Below are 18205 nucleotides of genomic sequence, written 5' to 3'. Positions count from 1 at the left end.
AATAAGCCTGCCAAAGGGAAACACGGGATCAGCTGAGCAGCACGATGCCGCCTGGCAAACTGGTCATTTGCGCGCCGTACAGGTCGCGTATCATCGCCAGCGCGCCATCGGTTTGCCCGATGGAAAAACGCATGCGCACCAGGCGCCGGCCCAGCTCGGCATTGCGCAGTACCACCCGGCCGGGCCGGTAGCGGTTGATTTCATCGACCACGTCGGCCAGCGGCTTGCCGACAAACGACAGCGCACCCGTGCGCCATGCACTGGCCTCACCCTTTGGTGCGGCCGTGGCCGCCTGCACGCCCCGCTCGTCGTACACCAGTTGCTGCCCGGCATCGAGGGTCTGGCGCCGCTGCTGCCAGACGACTTCCACGGCGCCCGCCAGGCAGGTGACGCAGACGGCGGCGTCCGTGTGGCGCACATTGAAGCGGGCCGACTGCGCCAGCATGCGCCCCGCCCCCGCCAGCACCGACACGGGCTGGCGCGCGCCGCTGGCGAGGATTTCCGCCTCGCCACCCAGCAGTTCGATCGACTCGGGGGCGCGCACATTGATGCGCGTCTGCGTATTCATTTGCACTGACATCTGCTGCGACAGGGCCACTTGCCGCTGCTCCCCCGTGCCCGTGCGGAAGTCGGCGCTCAGCTCCTGCAGCGACGGCCAGGCGCCCAGCGGCGGGCGCAAGGCCAGCACGGCCACGCCGGCCGCCAGCGCGCCACCGAGGAAAGCACGGCGTCCGGGGCGCGCCGGGAACGCCAGCACGTTTTTCCCCTGCGGCGCAGCGGCGGCGCGGGTCAAGGCGGGGTCGAGCGCCTGCCATACTTGTTGAAGCTCGCGCCAGGCGCGCGCATGGTCGGGGCTGCGCGCGCACCAGGCGCGCAAGGCGTCGGCGTCGGCCCGCGTAAAATCGTCGGCACGCAGCCGCGCCCACCAGGCAGCGGCTTGCTGGCCGATGGCAGTGTCGGTATGTTCTAGAGGGTCGCGTGGATCGCGGTCAGGAGCAGTCATCAGATTCATCAATATTTACGGCGGCCCGACACATCGCTGCGCTGGGCGGCATCGGCGTCGGCCATGCACGTTTTACAGTGTTGCATGGCGGCCTGCAATTCTTTTTTCACCATCGCCACGGAAATGCCGAAGCGTTCGGCAATGTCCGCATTGAGCATGCCGTCGATGCGCGCCGCCGTCAGGATGGCGCGGCGGCGTGGCGACAGGCCGGCCAGCGCCGCGTCGAGCGCCTGCACATCGAGCCGCGCCGAGACGATGCGGGCCGGGTCGCTGATATCGTCGCCGGCCTCGTCGGCCATGTGCATCAGCTCTTCGCGTTCGCGCTCGGTGACGATGATGCGGTCGCGGCGGTAGGCATCGGTGGCGATATTTGCCGCCATGCGCAGCAGATAGGCGTCGGGATTGTGGACGGGCGCGGCGGCGGGGCCGGGCGCCACCATCGCTTCGAGGCGCAGCCAGGTTTCCTGCAGCGCATCGGCCGCATTGTGCTTGCAGCCGACCACCCTTTCGAGGCGCCAGCGCAGCACGGCGTAGCGCGAACTGAGGTGGCGTTTCAGCTTGGTGCGCAGGTCGGGCATGCTCATGGCGCGTTTCTACCCGCTGTCTTGGGGCCGCAATCGACTTCGCTGCCCGGCCCTTGCGGCAGCAGCAGGATGGAGACGGGCTGCGGCATCGACGGCGAGGGTCCCGCGCCCACTCGCATGCCCAGCACCAGGCGCGCGATGGCCGTGTCGCGCGCGCGCAGTCCCGTGCTGTCGAGCAGGTGCACGCGGTCCACCACGCCGGCGCGGTTCAGATACAGCTGCAGCGCCAGGCGGTAGCCGCCGGGACGCGTCTGCGCCGCGCGGCACAACAGTCCCAGCAGCACATGCTGCAGCCGGCTCACATAGGCCGCATGGTCGCTGCCGCCCTGCGTGGCGCCGGGAATATCGGCGGCGGCCACCACGGCGGGCTGCGGCAAGTCGGCAGCAGTTGCGACGACACCGACCGGGGCATACACGATGACGGCTTGCGCGTCGGACAGCCGCGATTGCAGGCCCGTGCCCTCCAGCAAGGCTTGCAGGGCCGCGCCTGCCGCATACGCGCCGCGCACGGCGGCCGACTGGCGCTGCGCATGGCGCTGGTCCATCAGTACGGCGATACCCGTGCGGCGGCTGTACTGGTCGAGCGCATCGCCAAGATTTTGCGCGGCGATATCGAACTGCAGCACCGGGCCTTCGGCCGGTTGCGCCCGCACGGGCCCCACCGCGGTCAGGAAACCCAGCAGTACCAGGTATCCCGCCAGCGCAAGCACATGCACGGATGCCGGGCTGCCTGTCATATCGCTATCGTGTCGCTATCGTGTGAGGGTGGAACTGCGTGGAAACGGGGCCTTGCCAAGTAACAATTCTTGCGTCAACTGCAATAGCCTACACAGCAAACATGACGGCTTCGTGACATGCTTGTCATGCATAAATTTCGCCATGCGGGACGTCGGGCGCGCCGCGTATTTCGGCTACACTGGCTGTCACTTTCCCTTTCAGACGCCTGATGATCGAAAAGAATCTGCCCGAGCTGGTCATGCTGAAGCGCCTCATCGACGAGGGCGGCAGCCACCTGGAAGTGGCCGCGCCCTGCAGCATCGCCATGGATGGGCGCGAGTTTCCCGTGTACACGATTGCCATGGGCAATCCCAGCCCCGACGTTCCCGTGCTGGGCTTTTTCGGCGGCATCCACGGCCTTGAACGCATCGGCACGCAAGTGCTGCTCTCCTTTTTGGAAAGCCTGATCGCGCGCCTGCGCTGGGACGCCACCTTGCACCAGCAGCTGGAAAGCATGCGCCTCGTGTTCATGCCGCTGGTCAATCCGGGCGGCATGTGGCAAGCCACGCGCTGCAATCCGCGCGGCGTGGACCTGATGCGCAACGCGCCGCTGAGCGCACGCGAAAAAGTGCCGTTCATGCTCGGTGGCCAGCGCTACAGCGCCCGCCTGCCCTGGTACCGCGGCGCGCCAGACGCGGCGATGGAGGTGGAAAGCGCCGCCGTGTGCGACCTCGTCGAGCGCGAATTGCTGTCGCGCCAGTTCAGCATCGCCCTCGATTGCCATTCCGGCTTCGGCTTGCGCGACCGTATCTGGTTTCCCCACGCCCACACCAAGGTGCCAATCGAACATCTGGCCGAGATCGGCGCGCTGGAAGAACTGTTCAGCCAAAGCTATCCGAACCACAACTATGTGTTCGAGCCGCAAAGCCGGCAATACCGCACGCATGGCGACCTGTGGGACTATCTGTACCTGAACGGCACCAGCTACAGCGGACGCGTTTTCCTGCCGCTGACCCTGGAGATGGGCTCGTGGCTATGGGTCAAGAAAAACCCGCGCCAGCTGTTCAACCGGGTCAGCATCTTCAATCCCACGGCCGCGCACCGGCTGCAGCGCGTGCTGCGGCGGCATCTGGTGTGGTTCGATTTCCTCATGCGCGCCGCCAGCAGCCACGGCCGCTGGATGCCGGAAGGCTTGCTGCGCAAGGCGCAGCGCCGGCGCGCGCTGGCGCAATGGTATGAGTCATGACGCCGCCCACCTGGATTTTATTGCGCGGCCTGATGCGCGAACAGCGCCACTGGGGCGGCTTTCCTGCCCGGCTGGCGCAATCGCTGCCCGGCGCGGCCATCGTCACGCCCGACTTGCCCGGCAATGGCGAGCGGCACGCCATGGACAGCCCCACGCGGGTGGCCGAGATGGTGGAATTTTGCCGCCAGGATGTATCCGAACGTGGCATCGCGCCGCCCTACCGCCTGCTGGCCCTGTCGCTGGGCGGCATGGTGGCGGTCGAATGGGCGCAGCGCTATCCGCAGGAAGTCGCGTTATGCGTGCTGATCAACACCAGCATGCGGCCGTTCAATCCGTTTTACCGGCGCCTGCGCTGGCAAAACTATGGCGCGCTGCTGCGCCAACTGCTGCTGGGCGACAAAAGTAGCCAGGAAGCGCTGATATTGCGCCTGACGAGCCGCAGGAATGCCCATGGCAATTCCGCGCTGCTGGCCGATTGGTTAAGCTACCAGCAGGAATACCCGGTCAGCCGGCGCAACGCGCTGCGCCAGCTACTGTCGGCCGCCCGCTACCGCGCGCCTGACCGCCGCCCCGCCATGCCCGTGCTGATCCTGGCCGGCGCACGCGACCGCCTGGTCGACCACCGCTGCTCGCAGCAACTGGCGCAGGCATGGGACGCCGCCTGCATGCTCCACCCCGACGCCGGCCACGACTTGCCGCTGGACGATGGCGATTGGGTGGCGGACACGCTGGTGCAATGGCTGGGGAAAATGGCCCCACAGCCAGGCAACATTGCGCCCGCTGCTGACAACAACTGAGCGTTGCGCCTTGTATGACTCATGCATCACGGCTTTTTTCACGCAGGCGCGCCTTCTGCTGGGGGATAGGCGCTCAGCCAAGGATGGCGGCCAGGTCATTGTCTGACCTGGCCGTTTGTCCGATCAGAATGCCTTGCTTACGAGCAGCCAGGCATGCGCCGACGACTGCCGGGACAACAGCGCAGGCACCGCACCCACGCGGGTTGCCACGGAAGCACTCGCGCGCCACAGGTCGGGGCCGACCCAGCTCAGGCCGACACCGGCGCCGGACAAGGTCGCACTGTTCACAGTCACGGCCCAAGGCTGGCGGTTGACCTTGACATAAGCATTGTCGATAAACACCTGCGCCTGCCATGATCCTGACAACAGCCGTCCCAACTCATGGCGTATTTCCGCACTGGCGGCATAGCCGGTGTCGCCTGAAAGCGCACCGATGTCATAAGCACGGACAGTATAAGGGCCGCCAATGGCCATCTTCTCGGCGGAATCCAGATTGCGGTCTGCCCATTGCCCGCTAAAACTGAGATACAGCGAGTCGCGCGGCGTCAGTCCCTGCAAGCGGGCGAGATTGACATTCCACTTCGAGAATGTACCGCTCGAACGCGCGGTCGCGGCATCCGATGCGGCGGCGGCGGCATCGTCAAAACTGGTACGTCCGCTAGTCCAACTCAGCGATCCTGTGCTCATGCCGCCTGCCAGCAGGCTGTCGCGATAATCAGCGTTGATACTGGCTATCCAGTTACTGAGCTGCCGGTCAGTACGGATGCCGGTGAGATCGACGCGATCATGCAGCGTCTTGGCTTCATATTGCAGTTGGGCATAGAGGTTATATTGCCTGGTACGAATCAATGGATGTCTTACCCACAGGCTGCCGACTGCCGCAGTGCCATTCGCATCAAGGGCGCGGGCAGTGCTGCCGAGCTTGTAACGCAGTGCAGAATATGCGGTGCCGATCCGGGTCCCCTGACCGTTGAGCAGCGTGTCATATGCCGCCCGGAGATAATTCATGCCTTCGCCGGTGGTGGTCATGTTGGCGCTCAGTATGTCACCGGCATGGAATGGATTGACAATATTGATATTGCCGCTCAGGCGCGTGCGGCCGATATAGCGGTTACCGTAGTTATCCAGCGACAAGTTAGCCAGCGTCGCCGGAATGTACCGCGTCTCGATATCGATGTCGGACGTACCGGTGGCCGCTCCCGGTTTGAGCACCGCATTCACGCCCACGCCTGGCACGTCCGACAGCAACAGCAAAGCATTGTTGAGTTCGTCATCGACAATTAACTTTCCTGTAGCGAGGGGCTTCAGAAAGGCCTGGAGTAAATCATCGCTCACCTCGCTTTGATTCTTGAGCCGGACGTTGTCATAGTGCGCCTCGACAACCTGGATAATAACGACGCCGTCGGTAATCGACTGCACCGGAATGATGGCCCGTGTAATTGGAAATCCGTGAGCCTGATAGTATGCGGTAATGCGCCCTGCGAGCTCTTCGAGTTGCGCCAGCGTCAGATTTTTACCTTCCTGATCGGCAATCAATGCATGCAGCGTTGCTGTAGCAAATGCAGTATTGCCTGTGATACGCAATTTGCTCACGTGGAACGGCTGCGAAGGCGGCATGCCGACGTCGATTTTCGGCTGCACTTCAAGGATCGGCGCCGTCGGTTGCGCCGCCTTGGGAATTGGTGGTTGCAATTGTTGCAGAATCGATCCGGCGTTGGGAGGCACTTGCTGACCAGCGGCTTGGGCCTCCAGCGACGCAAGCAACAACGCGGCGAACAAGGGTTTCATCAGGAAAGGCTGTTTGGATAGGGTATTCATATAGTCTTCACTCTTTGCTGCTGGTAGCAACGAGCGGCAATTGCATGCCGCCATTTTGAATTTTCAGGAGCGGCGCGGGCGTGCCAAATCCTGTCGCAGTATTGATCAACGGCAGGCCCATCGTTTCTTTCGAGCGCTCATTACTGTCGCTGTTGCTACTGCTGCCGGAGTCAGTCAGCTGCTGCACCACCAAGGTCGTGGACAGGCTCAATACTTGCGATTGCGCCAAGGCTTGCGGCGGCAGCAAGGACGACTGCATTTGCGTCACCGCGCTCTGAACTTGCTGCACCGGCGTGTCGGGCACAACGACAGGCCCTCCCGTGATACTGGCGATTGCCTGTGCTTGTCCGGTAACGATGTAATTGCCGATATCGGCACCACCATAAGTGCTGCTCAGATTGACCGTCTTGCCAACACCAGCGGCGGCGTCGGAAAACTGGCCAATCGACGCCAGTGTGATGTCATCCGAAGCAAACCTGCCTGCCAGCGTCGCATTGGCGGTGCTGACTGTGGCGGCAGTGCTACCGTCGAAAGCTTTATCGGCTGCAGTGATGCCACTGACCGTCAGCGCTGCACGGGCAATGCTCGCCGTCAGGGCGCTCGGTTGCGTCACCACATAGTTGCCGGCATCCAGCCCGGCCAGGGTGTAGCCGCTCACGGTCACCGCCTTGTTGGCACCGGCGTTCTTGTCCGCAAAGCTGCCCACGCCCGCGCCCGTGACCGACACGCTGTCGCTGCCCAGGGCCGCCACGGCGGCCGTGCCACTCAGGGCCGCGCCGGTGGTGGCGTCATAAGTTTTATCGACGGCGGCGATGCCCGATACGGCCAGGCTGGCCTTGTTGATGGTTGCCGTCAAGCCGCCCGGTTGCTCGACCTCATAGTTGCCGGCGTCCAGCCCGGCCAGGGTGTAGCCGCTCACGGTCACCGCCTTGTTGGTACCGGCGTTCTTGTCCGCAAAGCTGCCCACGCCCGCGCCCGTGACCGACACGCTGTCGCTGCCCAGGGCCGCCACTGCAGCCGTGCCGCTCAGGGCCGCGCCGGTGGTGGCGTCATAGGTTTTATCGACGGCGGCAATGCCCGATACGGCCAGGCTGGCCTTGTTGATGGTCGCCGTCAGGCCGCCCGGTTGCTCGACCACGTAGTTGCCGGCGTCCAGCCCGGCCAGGGTGTAGCCGCTCACGGTCACGGCCTTGTTGGCGCCAGCGTTCTTGTCCGCAAAGCTGCCCACACCGGCGCCAATCACCGACACGCTGTCGCTACCCAGTGCCGCCACGGCGGCCGTGCCGCTCAGGGCCGCGCCGGTGGTGGCGTCATAGGTTTTATCGACGGCGGCAATGCCCGATACGGCCAGGCTGGCCTTGTTGATGGTCGCCGTCAAGCCGCCCGGTTGCGTCACCACGTAGTTGCCGGCATCCAGCCCGGCCAAGGTGTAGCCGCTCACGCTCACCGCCTTGTTCACGCCGGCGTTCTTGTCCGCAAAGCTGCCCACGCCTGCCCCCGTTACCGACACGCTGTCGCTGCCCAGGGCCGCCACGGCAGCCGTGCCGCTCAGGGCCACGCCAGTGGTGGCGTCATAGGTTTTATCGACGGCGGCGATACCCGATACGGCCAGGCTGGCCTTGTTGATGGTCGCCGTCAAGCCGCCCGGTTGCTCGACCACGTAGTTGCCGGCATCCAGCCCGGCCAGGGTGTAGCCGCTCACGCTGACCGCCTTGTTGGCGCCGGCGTTCTTGTCCGCAAAGCTGCCCACACCTGCCCCCGTGACCGACACGCTGTCGCTGCCCAGGGCCGCCACGACGGCCGTGCCACTCAGGGCCGCGCCGGTGGTGGCGTCATAAGTTTTATCGACGGCGGCGATGCCCGATACGGCCAGGCTGGCCTTGTTGATGGTTGCCGTCAAGCCGCCCGGTTGCTCGACCTCATAGTTGCCGGCGTCCAGCCCGGCCAGGGTGTAGCCGCTCACGCTGACCGCCTTGTTGGCGCCGGCGTTCTTGTCCGCAAAGCTGCCCACGCCCGCCCCCGTTACCGACACGCTGTCGCTGCCCAGGGCCGCCACGACGGCCGTGCCACTCAGGGCCGCGCCGGTGGTGGCGTCATAAGTTTTATCGACGGCGGCGATGCCCGATACGGCCAGGCTGGCCTTGTTGATGGTCGCCGTCAGGCCGCCCGGTTGCTCGACCACGTAGTTGCCGGCGTCCAGCCCGGCCAGGGTGTAGCCGCTCACGGTCACCGCCTTGTTGGCGCCAGCGTTCTTGTCCGCAAAGCTGCCCACACCGGCGCCAATCACCGACACGCTGTCGCTACCCAGGGCGCTGATGACGGCCGTGCCGCTCAGGGCCGCGCCGGTGGTGGCGTCATAGGTTTTATCGACGGCGGCAATGCCCGATACGGCCAGGCTGGCCTTGTTGATGGTTGCCGTCAAGCCGCCCGGTTGCTCGACCTCATAGTTGCCGGCGTCCAGCCCGGCCAGGGTGTAGCCGCTCACGCTGACCGCCTTGTTGGTACCGGCGTTCTTGTCCGCAAAGCTGCCCACGCCCGCCCCCGTTACCGACACGCTGTCGCTGCCCAGGACGCTGACGACGGCGGTGCCACTCAGGGCCGCGCCGGTGGTGGCGTCATAGGTTTTATCGACGGCGGCAATGCCCGATACGGCCAGGCTGGCCTTGTTGATGGTCGCCGTCAGGCCGCCCGGTTGCTCGACCTCGTAGTTGCCGGCGTCCAGCCCGGCCAGGGTGTAGCCGCTCACGCTGACCGCCTTGTTGGCGCCGGCGTTCTTGTCCGCAAAGCTGCCCACACCGGCGCCAATCACCGACACGCTGTCGCTACCCAGTGCCGCCACGGCGGCCGTGCCACTCAGGGCCGCGCCGGTGGTGGCGTCATAGGTTTTATCGACGGCGGCAATGCCCGATACGGCCAGGCTGGCCTTGTTGATGGTCGCCGTCAAGCCGCTCGGTTGCTCGACCACGTAGTTGCCGGCGTCAAGCCCGGCCAGGGTGTAGCCGCTCACGGTCACCGCCTTGTTGGCGCCGGCGTTCTTGTCCGCAAAGCTGCTCACGCCCGCCCCCGTTACCGACACGCTGTCGCTACCCAGTGCCGCCACGGCGGCCGTGCCACTCAGGGCCGCGCCGGTGGTGGCGTCATAGGTTTTATCGACGGCGGCGATGCCCGATACGGCCAGGCTGGCCTTGTTGATGGTCGCCGTCAGGCCGCTCGGTTGCTCGACCACGTAGTTGCCGGCGTCCAGCCCGGCCAGGGTGTAGCCGCTCACGCTGACCGCCTTGTTGGCGCCGGCGTTCTTGTCCGCAAAGCTGCCCACGCCCGCCCCCGTGACCGACACGCTGTCGCTGCCCAGGGCGCTGACGGCGGCCGTGCCACTCAGGGCCGCGCCGGTGGTGGCGTCATAGGTTTTATCGACGGCGGCAATGCCCGATACGGCCAGGCTGGCCTTGTTGATGGTCGCCGTCAAGCCGCTCGGTTGCTCGACCACGTAGTTGCCGGCGTCAAGCCCGGCCAGGGTGTAGCCGCTCACGGTCACCGCCTTGTTGGCGCCGGCGTTCTTGTCCGCAAAGCTGCCCACGCCCGCCCCCGTTACCGACACGCTGTCGCTGCCCAGTGCCGCCACGGCGGCCGTGCCACTCAGGGCCGCGCCGGTGGTGGCGTCATAGGTTTTATCGACGGCGGCGATGCCCGATACGGCCAGGCTGGCTTTGTTGATGGTCGCCGTCAGGCCGCCCGGTTGCTCGACCACGTAGTTGCCGGCGTCAAGCCCGGCCAGGGTGTAGCCGCTCACGGTCACCGCCTTGTTGGTACCGGCGTTCTTGTCCGTAAAGCTGCCTACGCCCGCGCCCGTGACCGACACGCTGTCGCTGCCCAGGGCGCTGACGGCGGCCGTGCCGCTCAGGGCCGCGCCAGTGGTGGCGTCATAGGTTTTATCGACGGCGGCAATGCCCGATACGGCCAGGCTGGCCTTGTTGATGGTTGCCGTCAAGCCGCCCGGTTGCTCGACCTCATAGTTGCCGGCGTCCAGCCCGGCCAGGGTGTAGCCGCTCACGGTCACCGCCTTGTTGGTACCGGCGTTCTTGTCCGCAAAGCTGCCCACGCCCGCGCCCGTTACCGACACGCTGTCGCTGCCCAGGGCCGCCACGACGGCGGTGCCGCTCAGGGCCGCGCCGGTGGTAGCATCATAGGTTTTATCGACGGCGGCGATGCCCGATACTGCCAGGCTGGCCTTGTTGATGGTCGCCGTCAGGCCGCCCGGTTGCTCGACCTCGTAGTTGCCGGCGTCAAGCCCGGCCAGGGTATAGCCGCTCACGGTCACCGCCTTGTTGGCGCCGGCGTTCTTGTCCGCAAAGCTGCCCACGCCCGCCCCCGTTACCGACACGCTGTCGCTACCCAGTGCCGCCACGGCGGCCGTGCCACTCAGGGCCGCGCCGGTGGTGGCGTCATAGGTTTTATCGACGGCGGCGATGCCCGATACGGCCAGGCTGGCCTTGTTGATGGTCGCCGTCAGGCCGCCCGGTTGCTCGACCACGTAGTTGCCGGCGTCCAGCCCGGCCAGGGTGTAGCCGCTCACGCTGACCGCCTTGTTGGCGCCGGCGTTCTTGTCCGCAAAGCTGCCCACGCCCGCCCCCGTGACCGACACGCTGTCGCTGCCCAGGGCGCTGACGGCGGCCGTGCCGCTCAGGGCCGCGCCGGTGGTGGCGTCATAGGTTTTATCGGCGGCGGCGATGCCCGATACGGCCAGGCTGGCTTTGTTGATGGTCGCCGTCAAGCCGCTCGGTTGCGTCACCACGTAATTGCCGGCGTCGACGCCGGACAGCGTATAGCCGCTCACGGTCACCGCCTTGTTCACGCCGGCGTCCTTATTCGCAAAACTGCCCGTGCCGCTGCCGGCCAGCGACACCGAATCACCGCCGACCAGGCCCGAGTACGCCACGCCCGCCGTGTTGAGCGCGGCCGTGGTAGTGGCGTCGTAAATTTTATCAAGCGCGCTGATGCCGGTCAGCGTGATGCCTTTGGCGGTCACCGTGTAACTGCTGCCAGCGACGCCAATCGCGTTGTAGTTGCTGGCCAGGCCGCCGTTGCTGCTGCTGCCCAGGTTCAGGCCCGTGGTGCTGGCAAGCGCCGCGCCGCTTTGCACGTTCTTGCTGCTTAAATTCGACGCGTCGCCGGCGCCCGTAACACTGAACTGCTGTCCGGCCACGCCGGTCGCCGTCAGCGTGCTGCCCGCCACCGACGTGGCGCCGTCATAGGTTTTGGTGCCCGCCAAGGTCAGATCAGCCTTGTTTATGGTGGCGCTCACGCCGGCCGGCTGCACCAGGTTGTAGTTGCCGGCGTCAAGCCCGCCCAGCGTATAGCCGGTGACGGTAACGGCCTTGCCAACGTCGGCATTGGCGTCGGCAAAGCTGCCGGCACCGGTGCCCGCCACCGACACACTGTCGCTACCCAGCGCGCTAACCGCAGCGGTGCCGCTCAGGGTCGCGCCGGTGCTGGCGTCATAGGTCTTGTTGGCGGCGCTAATGCCCGATACGGCCAGGCTGGCCTTGCTGACGCTGGCCGTCAGGCCGGTCGGCTGGGTGACCACGTAATTGCCGGCGTCGGCACCCGACAGCGTATAGCCGCTCACCGTCACGGTCTTGTTGACACCGACGTTCTTCGTCACAAAACTGCCCGTGCCGCTGCCGGCCAGCGACACCGAGTCACCGCCAACCAGGCCCGAGTACGCCACGTTGGTGGTGTTGAGCGTGGCCGTGGTAGTGGCGTCGTAAATTTTATCGAGCGCGCTGATACCGGTCAGCGTCAGGCCCTTGGCAGTCACCGTGTAACTGCTGCCAGCGACGCCAATCGCGTTGTAGTTGCTGGCCAGGCCGCCATTGCTGCTGCTGCCCAGGCTCAAGCCCGTGGCGCTGGCAAGCGCCGCGCCGCTTTGCACATTCTTGCTGCTTAAATTCGACGCGTCGCCGGCGCCCGTGACGCTGAAGGTCTGTCCGGCCACGCCGGTCGCCGTCAGCGTGCCGCCCGCCACCGACGTGGCGCCATCGTAGGTTTTACTGCCGGACACGATGACATCAGCCTTGTTGATGGTGGCGCTCACGCCGGCCGGCTGCACCAGGTTGTAGTTGCCGGCGTCAAGCCCGCCCAGCGTATAGCCGGTGACGGTAACGGCCTTGCCAACGTCGGCATTGGCGTCGGCAAAGCTGCCGGCACCGGTGCCCGCCACCGACACACTGTCGCTGCCCAGCGCGCTCACGGCGGCCGTGCCGCTCAGGGTGGCGCCGGTGGTGGCGTCATAGGTCTTGTTGGCGGCGCTAATGCCCGACACGGCCAGGCTGGCCTTGCTGACGCTGGCCGTCAGGCCGGTCGGCTGGGTGACCACGTAATTGCCGGCGTCGGCGCCCGACAGCGTATAGCCGCTCACCGTCACGGTCTTGTTGACACCGACGTTCTTCGTCACAAAACTGCCCGTACCGCTGCCTGCCAGCGACACCGAGTCACCGCCGACCAGGCCCGAGTACGCCACGCCCGCCGTGTTGAGCGCGGCCGTGGTGGTGGCGTCGTAAATTTTATCGAGCGCGCTGATGCCGGTCAGCGTGATGCCCTTGGCGGTCACGGTGTAACTGCTGCCGGCCACGCCAATCGCGTTGTAGTTGCTGGCCAGGCCGCCGTTGCTGCTGCTGCCCAGGCTCAGGCCCGTGGCGCTGGCAAGCGCCGCGCCGCTTTGCACGCTCTTGCTGCTCAAGTTCGAGGCGTTACCGGCCCCGGTGACGGTGAAGGTCTGGCCGGCTACGCCGGTCGCCGTCAAGGTGCTGCCCGCCACCGACGTGGCGCCATCGTAGGTTTTACTGCCGGACACGATGACATCAGCCTTGTTGATGGTGGCGCTCACGCCGGCCGGCTGCACCAGGTTGTAGTTGCCGGCGTCAAGCCCGCCCAGCGTATAGCCGGTGACGGTAACGGCCTTGCCAACGTCGGCATTGGCGTCGGCAAAGCTGCCGGCACCGGTGCCCGCCACCGACACACTGTCGCTGCCCAGGGCCGCCACGACGGCCGTGCCGCTCAGGGCCGCGCCGGTGGTGGCGTCATAGGTTTTATTGGCGGCCGCAATGCCCGATACGGCCAGGCTGGCCTTGCTGACGCTGGCCGTCAGGCCGGTCGGCTGGGTGACCACGTAATTGCCGGCGTCGGCACCCGACAGCGTATAGCCGCTCACCGTCACGGTCTTGTTGACACCGACGTTCTTCGTCACAAAACTGCCCGTGCCGATGCCTGCCAGCGACACCGAGTCACCGCCGACCAGGCCCGAGTACGCCACGCCCGCCGTGTTGAGCGCGGCCGTGGTAGTGGCGTCGTAAATTTTATCGAGCGCGCTGATACCGGTCAGCGTCAGGCCCTTGGCAGTCACCGTGTAACTGCTGCCAGCGACGCCAATCGCGTTGTAGTTGCTGGCCAGGCCGCCATTGCTGCTGCCGCCCAGGTTCAGGCCCGTGGTGCTGGCAAGCGCCGCACCGCTTTGCACGTTCTTGCTGCTTAAATTCGAGGCGTCACCGGCCCCGGTGACGCTGAAGGTCTGCCCGGCCACGCCGGTCGCCGTCAAGGTGCTGCCCGCCACCGACGTGGCGCCGTCGTAGGTTTTACTGCCGGCCAGGATGACATCAGCCTTGTTGATGGTGGCGCTCACGCCGGCCGGCTGCACCAGGTTGTAGTTGCCGGCGTCAACGCCAATGAGCGTGTAGCCGGTCACGCTGACCGCCTTGTTGCTGTCGGCATTGGCATCGGCAAAGCTGCCGGCACCGGTACCGGCCACCGACACAATGTCGCTGCCCAGTGCGCTCACGGCGGCCGTGCCACTCAGGGTGGCGCCGGTGGTGGCGTCATAGGTTTTATTGGCGGCCGCAATGCCCGATACGGCCAGGCTGGCCTTGCTGACGCTGGCCGTCAGGCCGGTCGGCTGGGTGACCACGTAATTGCCGGCGTCGGCGCCCGACAGCGTATAGCCGCTCACCGTCACGGTCTTGTTGACACCGACGTTCTTCGTCACAAAACTGCCGGTGCCGATGCCTGCCAGCGACACCGAGTCACCGCCGACCAGGCCCGAGTACGCCACACCCGCAGTGTTGAGCGCGGCCGTGGTGGTGGCGTCGTAAATTTTATCGAGCGCGCTGATGCCGGTCAGCGTGATGCCCTTGGCGGTCACGGTGTAACTGCTGCCGGCCACGCCAATCGCATTGTAGTTGCTGGCCAGGCCGCCGTTGCTGCTGCTGCCCAGGCTCAAGCCCGTGGTGCTGGCAAGTGCCGCGCCGCTTTGCACGTTCTTGCTGCTTAAATTCGAGGCGTCACCGGCCCCGGTGACGGTGAAGGTCTGGCCGGCCACGCCGGTCGCCGACAAGGTGCTGCCAGCCACCGTGGTGGCGCCATCGTAGGTTTTGCTGCCCGCCAAGGTCAGATCAGCTTTGTTGATGGTGGCGGTCAGCCCGCTCGGCTGGGTGACCACGTAGTTGCCAGCATCGATACCGCTCAGCGTATAGCCGGTGACGGTAACTGCCTTGCCAACGTCGGCATTGGCATCGGCAAAGGTGGCGCTACCGGTACCAAGCGTGACGCTGTCGCCGTTGACGATACCGGCGGCGACACTGGCGCTGCCAGAGAGGGTGGCCGAAGTGGTGCCATCATAGGTTTTGCTGTTGGCCGTCAGGCCGGTGAGGTTGATGGTTTTGGCCGTGATCGTGGCGGTCATGCTGTCGAGACCATTGATGAAGTACTTGTCGCCGTTGTAGCTAACGACGGTGGCGCCATCGCTGGCGGTACTGGTGACGGCACCGCTGCCGGTGGCGGTCACGCCGGTGATGGTCACGGTTTTGCCGCTGCCGGCATTCTTGTCGGCAAAGGTACCCTGCGCACTGGCGGTATTGAGCGTCAATCCGGTCGGCATGGTCAACAGGGAAGTCAAAGCTGATACGCTGGTCGTCGCGAGGCCATCATAGATTTTTGAGGCAGCCGAGCCGCTCACATTGATGGCCATATAGGCAGTCAGCTGGCTGGGGTCACTGAGCAGGTAAGCGCTATAGTCCGTCGGCATGCTATAGCTGCTTGGATTGTAATAGATGGAGAGGGTGCTTGCACTATCAGTCAAGTAAACAAAATTTTGACTAGCATCGTCAAAAGTGACCGTGCCTGTACCCGTGGCAGTATTGTCTGCCCTCAGTACAACACTCCCGGCGCCGTTAACCAAGATGAGCCCGCCAATCGTCCCGCCGGTGGGGTCGCCTGGATAAATCACATTATTGGTTAATTTGAAATGAATGTCGCGATAAGCGCTTAGCGTGAGCGTGTTGTTACCGTTTTCCCAATTAATGCCCGCATTGCCATGATCATAGTCCGTCGCCGAGCCAATCGCATCGAGCACGATGATATCGCCATTGCCAGACGTTCCAGTACACGGCGTGCCCGTGCAACTGGCCGAAGATGCGGTGGTCTTGATGGTCACGTTGCCGTTATTGAGCGCATTCGTCAGAACGCGCGTGTCGACATTGATGCCTGCCGAATTGCCCCATATACTGCCATTGCCTATCGTAATATCATCGGGGTCGAGCAACCAGTTGCCTGCCGCGCCATGGGGCGCCGCCGTATTGACCGAAGCGCTGGCGCTGATATTGAGGCGCTTGCCCGACGTTTCCACCTGGCCGCCATTGCCGGCAGTGCTGCCCCCACGCGCCGTGATGCTGCCGTCGAATTGCGTGACCTTGTCGGACCATACCGCGACATTGCCGCCATTGCCGGTGTTGATGGCATCGGCCTTGATCGCTGCGCCCGCCTGAACCGTGGTGGTGTGCGCATTCTGCTCGGGGCCGGCGCCGAGGAAATTGCCGCCGATCAGCGCCGTACCGCCGCCGCCAGCGCCCGACACATCAATCAAACTGCCTGCCGCCAGCGTGACCGCGCCACCGAGCACTTTCACGGTGCCGCCAGTGGCGCCGGCGGCGTCGAGCGTGCCGCTGTTGGTGGCCGTGCCCGCGCTGCCCGCCCCCAGCACAATGGTGCCGCCGACTTGCTCGACACTGCGCGCCTGAATAATACCCGTGTTGTTGACCACGCTGGCCAGAACGGTATCCCTGGCGCCGGCCGACAGCCATACCGCGCCGCCGTCGGCATTGATCAGACCGCCATTTTCAGCCAGATTGTTCAGCGTGCTCTGGTTCACTTGCAGTTGAACCAGGCTATCGCCGGAGAATGACAGCGTGACATCGCTGCCCGCACCCAGCGCCACCGTCCCCGCCCTGGCGTTGATCGTCCCCGAATTACTGACCTGATTGCCGATGAAGGCAACATAACCGCCCTTGCCGGTATTGATGGCACCCTGGTTGATGATGCTGCCGGTGCCGCTGCCCGTGAATCGGCGCGTGGCGCCGCCCAGGCCGGCGTCGCCGGTGTCGAGCGTCGACGCCACCAGGCCACCGACGTTGATCTGCGATCCGGCGCCAAACAGCACGCCATTCGGATTGATCAGATAAACCTGGCCGTTGGCGTTGAGCGCACCGTAGAATTGGGTGGCGCTATTGCCGCCGATGCGGTTGACGGCAATGGCGCTGGCCGAGGGCTGGACAAAATTGACCGTCTCGCCGCTGCTGGTATTGAACGACTGCCAGTTCAGTGACAGGTTCTGGCTCGCTTGCGTCACCGTGGTGGTGGCGCCGTTCTGGTTGATGGTGCCGTTGCCGGCGGTAACCTGGCCGCCGGTCGGCCCCGCCATGGCCGAGTGTGAGGCCGCCAGCAACACGCTGGCGATGAGGCGGCGATTGGCCGACTTTCCCTTGCCCCTGGCGCGTTCGTGGACGGCCACCCAGGTTTGGTGGACATGACTCCAGACGAGTCGATAGATTCTGTTCATGGAAGCATGCATGGTGATTTTCCCTGGTGATAGGCGAACTGCATCAGCAACGGCGGCGCCTGTGTTTGATTTTATTTAACAGTAAATTTATCCAAATGCTCGGCCACCCGGCGATCGAGCTCGGGTTTCCACTGCGGTGGCATCACTTGCTGCAGCAGTTGTTCAATACCTTCGATTTCAGCGATGTCCGCCTGCTTGCTGGTGCTGGCTTTGGCCGCGCGGCTCCACATGTAAATCTTTGCCAGGCTGTCCGGCGTCAGCGCGCCGGTGGCAGGGTCCGGCGCGCTGTTGCCATACAAGATGGCCACCGGCAAATAAGCGGGCGCATACCCGTCGGAGGCCGCGTGCTCGAGCCAGAACAAGGCCAGGGCCAGGTTGGCGGCGCCGCCCTCGCCCTGTCCCAGCATCACGCCGAGGCGATATTGCGCCACAGGAATGCGGTATTCGGCAGCCTGTTGATACCAGTAACGCGCAGCCGCCAGGTCTTGCAGCACATCCTGATCATCTTTGTAATAGTCGGCAAGGCGCAACATGGCCGGCGCCGAGCCAGCCTGCGCCGCTTGCGCACACAGGGCCAGGCCGCGCGCGACATCCTTGTCGACGACCTGGCCACGGATATACAGTTCACCGGCGGAGCAGTTCGCATACGCGATGCCTGATTGCGCCGCCTTCTGATACCACGCCACAGCAGCCTTGCCGTCGGCGGCACGCCCGGTGCCGGCGGCCAGGCAATCGCCGAAAAACTGTTGCGCCGCCGGGGTCTTGCCTTGCGCCGCCTTGCCGAACCAGGCACAGGCTGCGACAGCATCGCGCGGGCGTCCCCAGCCCTCGCGTTCGATCAGTCCCAGGTTAAATTGCGCCAAAGGATTGCCGGTGGCGACGCGCGCATACTCCTTGTACGCCAGCCCATAATCGTGCGCTGTCAAGGCCTTGTTAGCGCGTTTTAACTCGACAGAAAGGTCGCGCGGAGCGGCGCCCGTGTTCAGCGTGACCGCAAACAGCGCGGCAGTGATCATTGCATCAACATTACGCAAAAGCAGCATCCCGGCTAAAGTCGTTATTGGTGGCCTGCTCAGCCACTGCAGCATCTCCAGTGGCGGACGCAGGCGCTGTCCCGGCAGGCAATGAGGCGCTACTGGTGCGCCTCATTGCCGA

Annotated in this window: 8 protein-coding genes; 2 read left to right on the top strand and 6 right to left on the bottom strand. The window is 65.1% G+C overall.

Annotated features, from left to right (window positions below; translation table 11 throughout):
- Positions 1-28: 28 nt before the first annotated feature.
- The 3 genes from C8C92_RS13575 to C8C92_RS13565 are packed head-to-tail and all read right to left on the bottom strand — an operon-like array spanning position 29 to position 2324.
- On the bottom strand, positions 29-1003 hold the full coding sequence (locus tag C8C92_RS13575; RefSeq protein WP_116744214.1) for a FecR domain-containing protein: 975 nt from the start codon (positions 1001-1003) through the stop codon (positions 29-31).
- Positions 1004-1011: 8 nt separating this feature from the next.
- Entirely contained in the window at positions 1012-1587 is a 576-nt protein-coding gene (locus C8C92_RS13570) for an RNA polymerase sigma factor (protein ID WP_116744213.1), read from the bottom strand.
- The gene (locus tag C8C92_RS13565; RefSeq protein WP_116744212.1) at positions 1584-2324 is read right to left on the bottom strand and encodes a hypothetical protein; all 741 of its coding nucleotides are present in this window, start codon (positions 2322-2324) and stop codon (positions 1584-1586) included. Before C8C92_RS13565 ends, C8C92_RS13570 begins: the two co-directional genes overlap by 4 nt.
- A 209-nt stretch (positions 2325-2533) precedes the next feature.
- On the opposite strand from C8C92_RS13565, the gene C8C92_RS13560 reads away from it, so the two are divergent.
- Positions 2534-3550: a M14 family zinc carboxypeptidase gene (locus tag C8C92_RS13560; RefSeq protein ID WP_116744211.1), complete on the top strand. Its 1017-nt coding sequence runs from the start codon at positions 2534-2536 to the stop codon at positions 3548-3550.
- Complete coding sequence (locus tag C8C92_RS13555) at positions 3547-4347, top strand: alpha/beta hydrolase (RefSeq protein ID WP_116744210.1); 801 nt, start codon at positions 3547-3549, stop codon at positions 4345-4347. The genes C8C92_RS13560 and C8C92_RS13555 overlap by 4 nt, the downstream gene beginning before the upstream one ends.
- A 123-nt stretch (positions 4348-4470) precedes the next feature.
- On the opposite strand, the gene C8C92_RS13550 is transcribed toward C8C92_RS13555, so the two are convergent.
- The 3 genes from C8C92_RS13550 to C8C92_RS13540 form a co-directional block, all read right to left on the bottom strand.
- Positions 4471-6165 (bottom strand): ShlB/FhaC/HecB family hemolysin secretion/activation protein, encoded by a 1695-nt coding sequence (locus C8C92_RS13550; RefSeq protein ID WP_116744209.1) that lies wholly within the window; start codon positions 6163-6165, stop codon positions 4471-4473.
- A 7-nt stretch (positions 6166-6172) separates the two neighbouring features.
- Complete coding sequence (locus C8C92_RS13545) at positions 6173-17050, bottom strand: YDG domain-containing protein (protein WP_165829431.1); 10878 nt, start codon at positions 17048-17050, stop codon at positions 6173-6175.
- A 71-nt stretch (positions 17051-17121) separates the two neighbouring features.
- Positions 17122-18066, bottom strand: coding sequence for a tetratricopeptide repeat protein (locus C8C92_RS13540; RefSeq protein ID WP_243420199.1), 945 nt, complete (start codon positions 18064-18066; stop codon positions 17122-17124).
- Between the last annotated feature and the right edge of the window lie 139 nt (positions 18067-18205).

Origin of the sequence: Janthinobacterium sp. 78, assembly GCF_003096775.1 — a bacterium.
Classification (GTDB): Bacteria; Pseudomonadota; Gammaproteobacteria; order Burkholderiales; family Burkholderiaceae_D; genus Janthinobacterium; species Janthinobacterium tructae.
The sequence above is the reverse complement of the archived record's forward strand: the minus strand, read 5'-3'. Positions and strand labels throughout refer to the sequence as shown.

Bases quoted from the DNA above. Each gene is read 5' to 3' on its own strand.
- C8C92_RS13570 (WP_116744213.1), bottom strand. From the start codon at position 1,587: ATGAGCATGCCCGACCTGCGCACCAAGCTGAAACGCCACCTCAGTTCG.
- C8C92_RS13540 (WP_243420199.1), bottom strand. From the start codon at position 18,066: ATGATCACTGCCGCGCTGTTTGCGGTCACGCTGAACACGGGCGCCGCT.
- C8C92_RS13550 (WP_116744209.1), bottom strand. From the start codon at position 6,165: ATGAATACCCTATCCAAACAGCCTTTCCTGATGAAACCCTTGTTCGCC.
- C8C92_RS13545 (WP_165829431.1), bottom strand. From the start codon at position 17,050: ATGAACAGAATCTATCGACTCGTCTGGAGTCATGTCCACCAAACCTGG.
- C8C92_RS13565 (WP_116744212.1), bottom strand. From the start codon at position 2,324: ATGACAGGCAGCCCGGCATCCGTGCATGTGCTTGCGCTGGCGGGATAC.
- C8C92_RS13560 (WP_116744211.1), top strand. From the start codon at position 2,534: ATGATCGAAAAGAATCTGCCCGAGCTGGTCATGCTGAAGCGCCTCATC.
- C8C92_RS13575 (WP_116744214.1), bottom strand. From the start codon at position 1,003: ATGACTGCTCCTGACCGCGATCCACGCGACCCTCTAGAACATACCGAC.
- C8C92_RS13555 (WP_116744210.1), top strand. From the start codon at position 3,547: ATGACGCCGCCCACCTGGATTTTATTGCGCGGCCTGATGCGCGAACAG.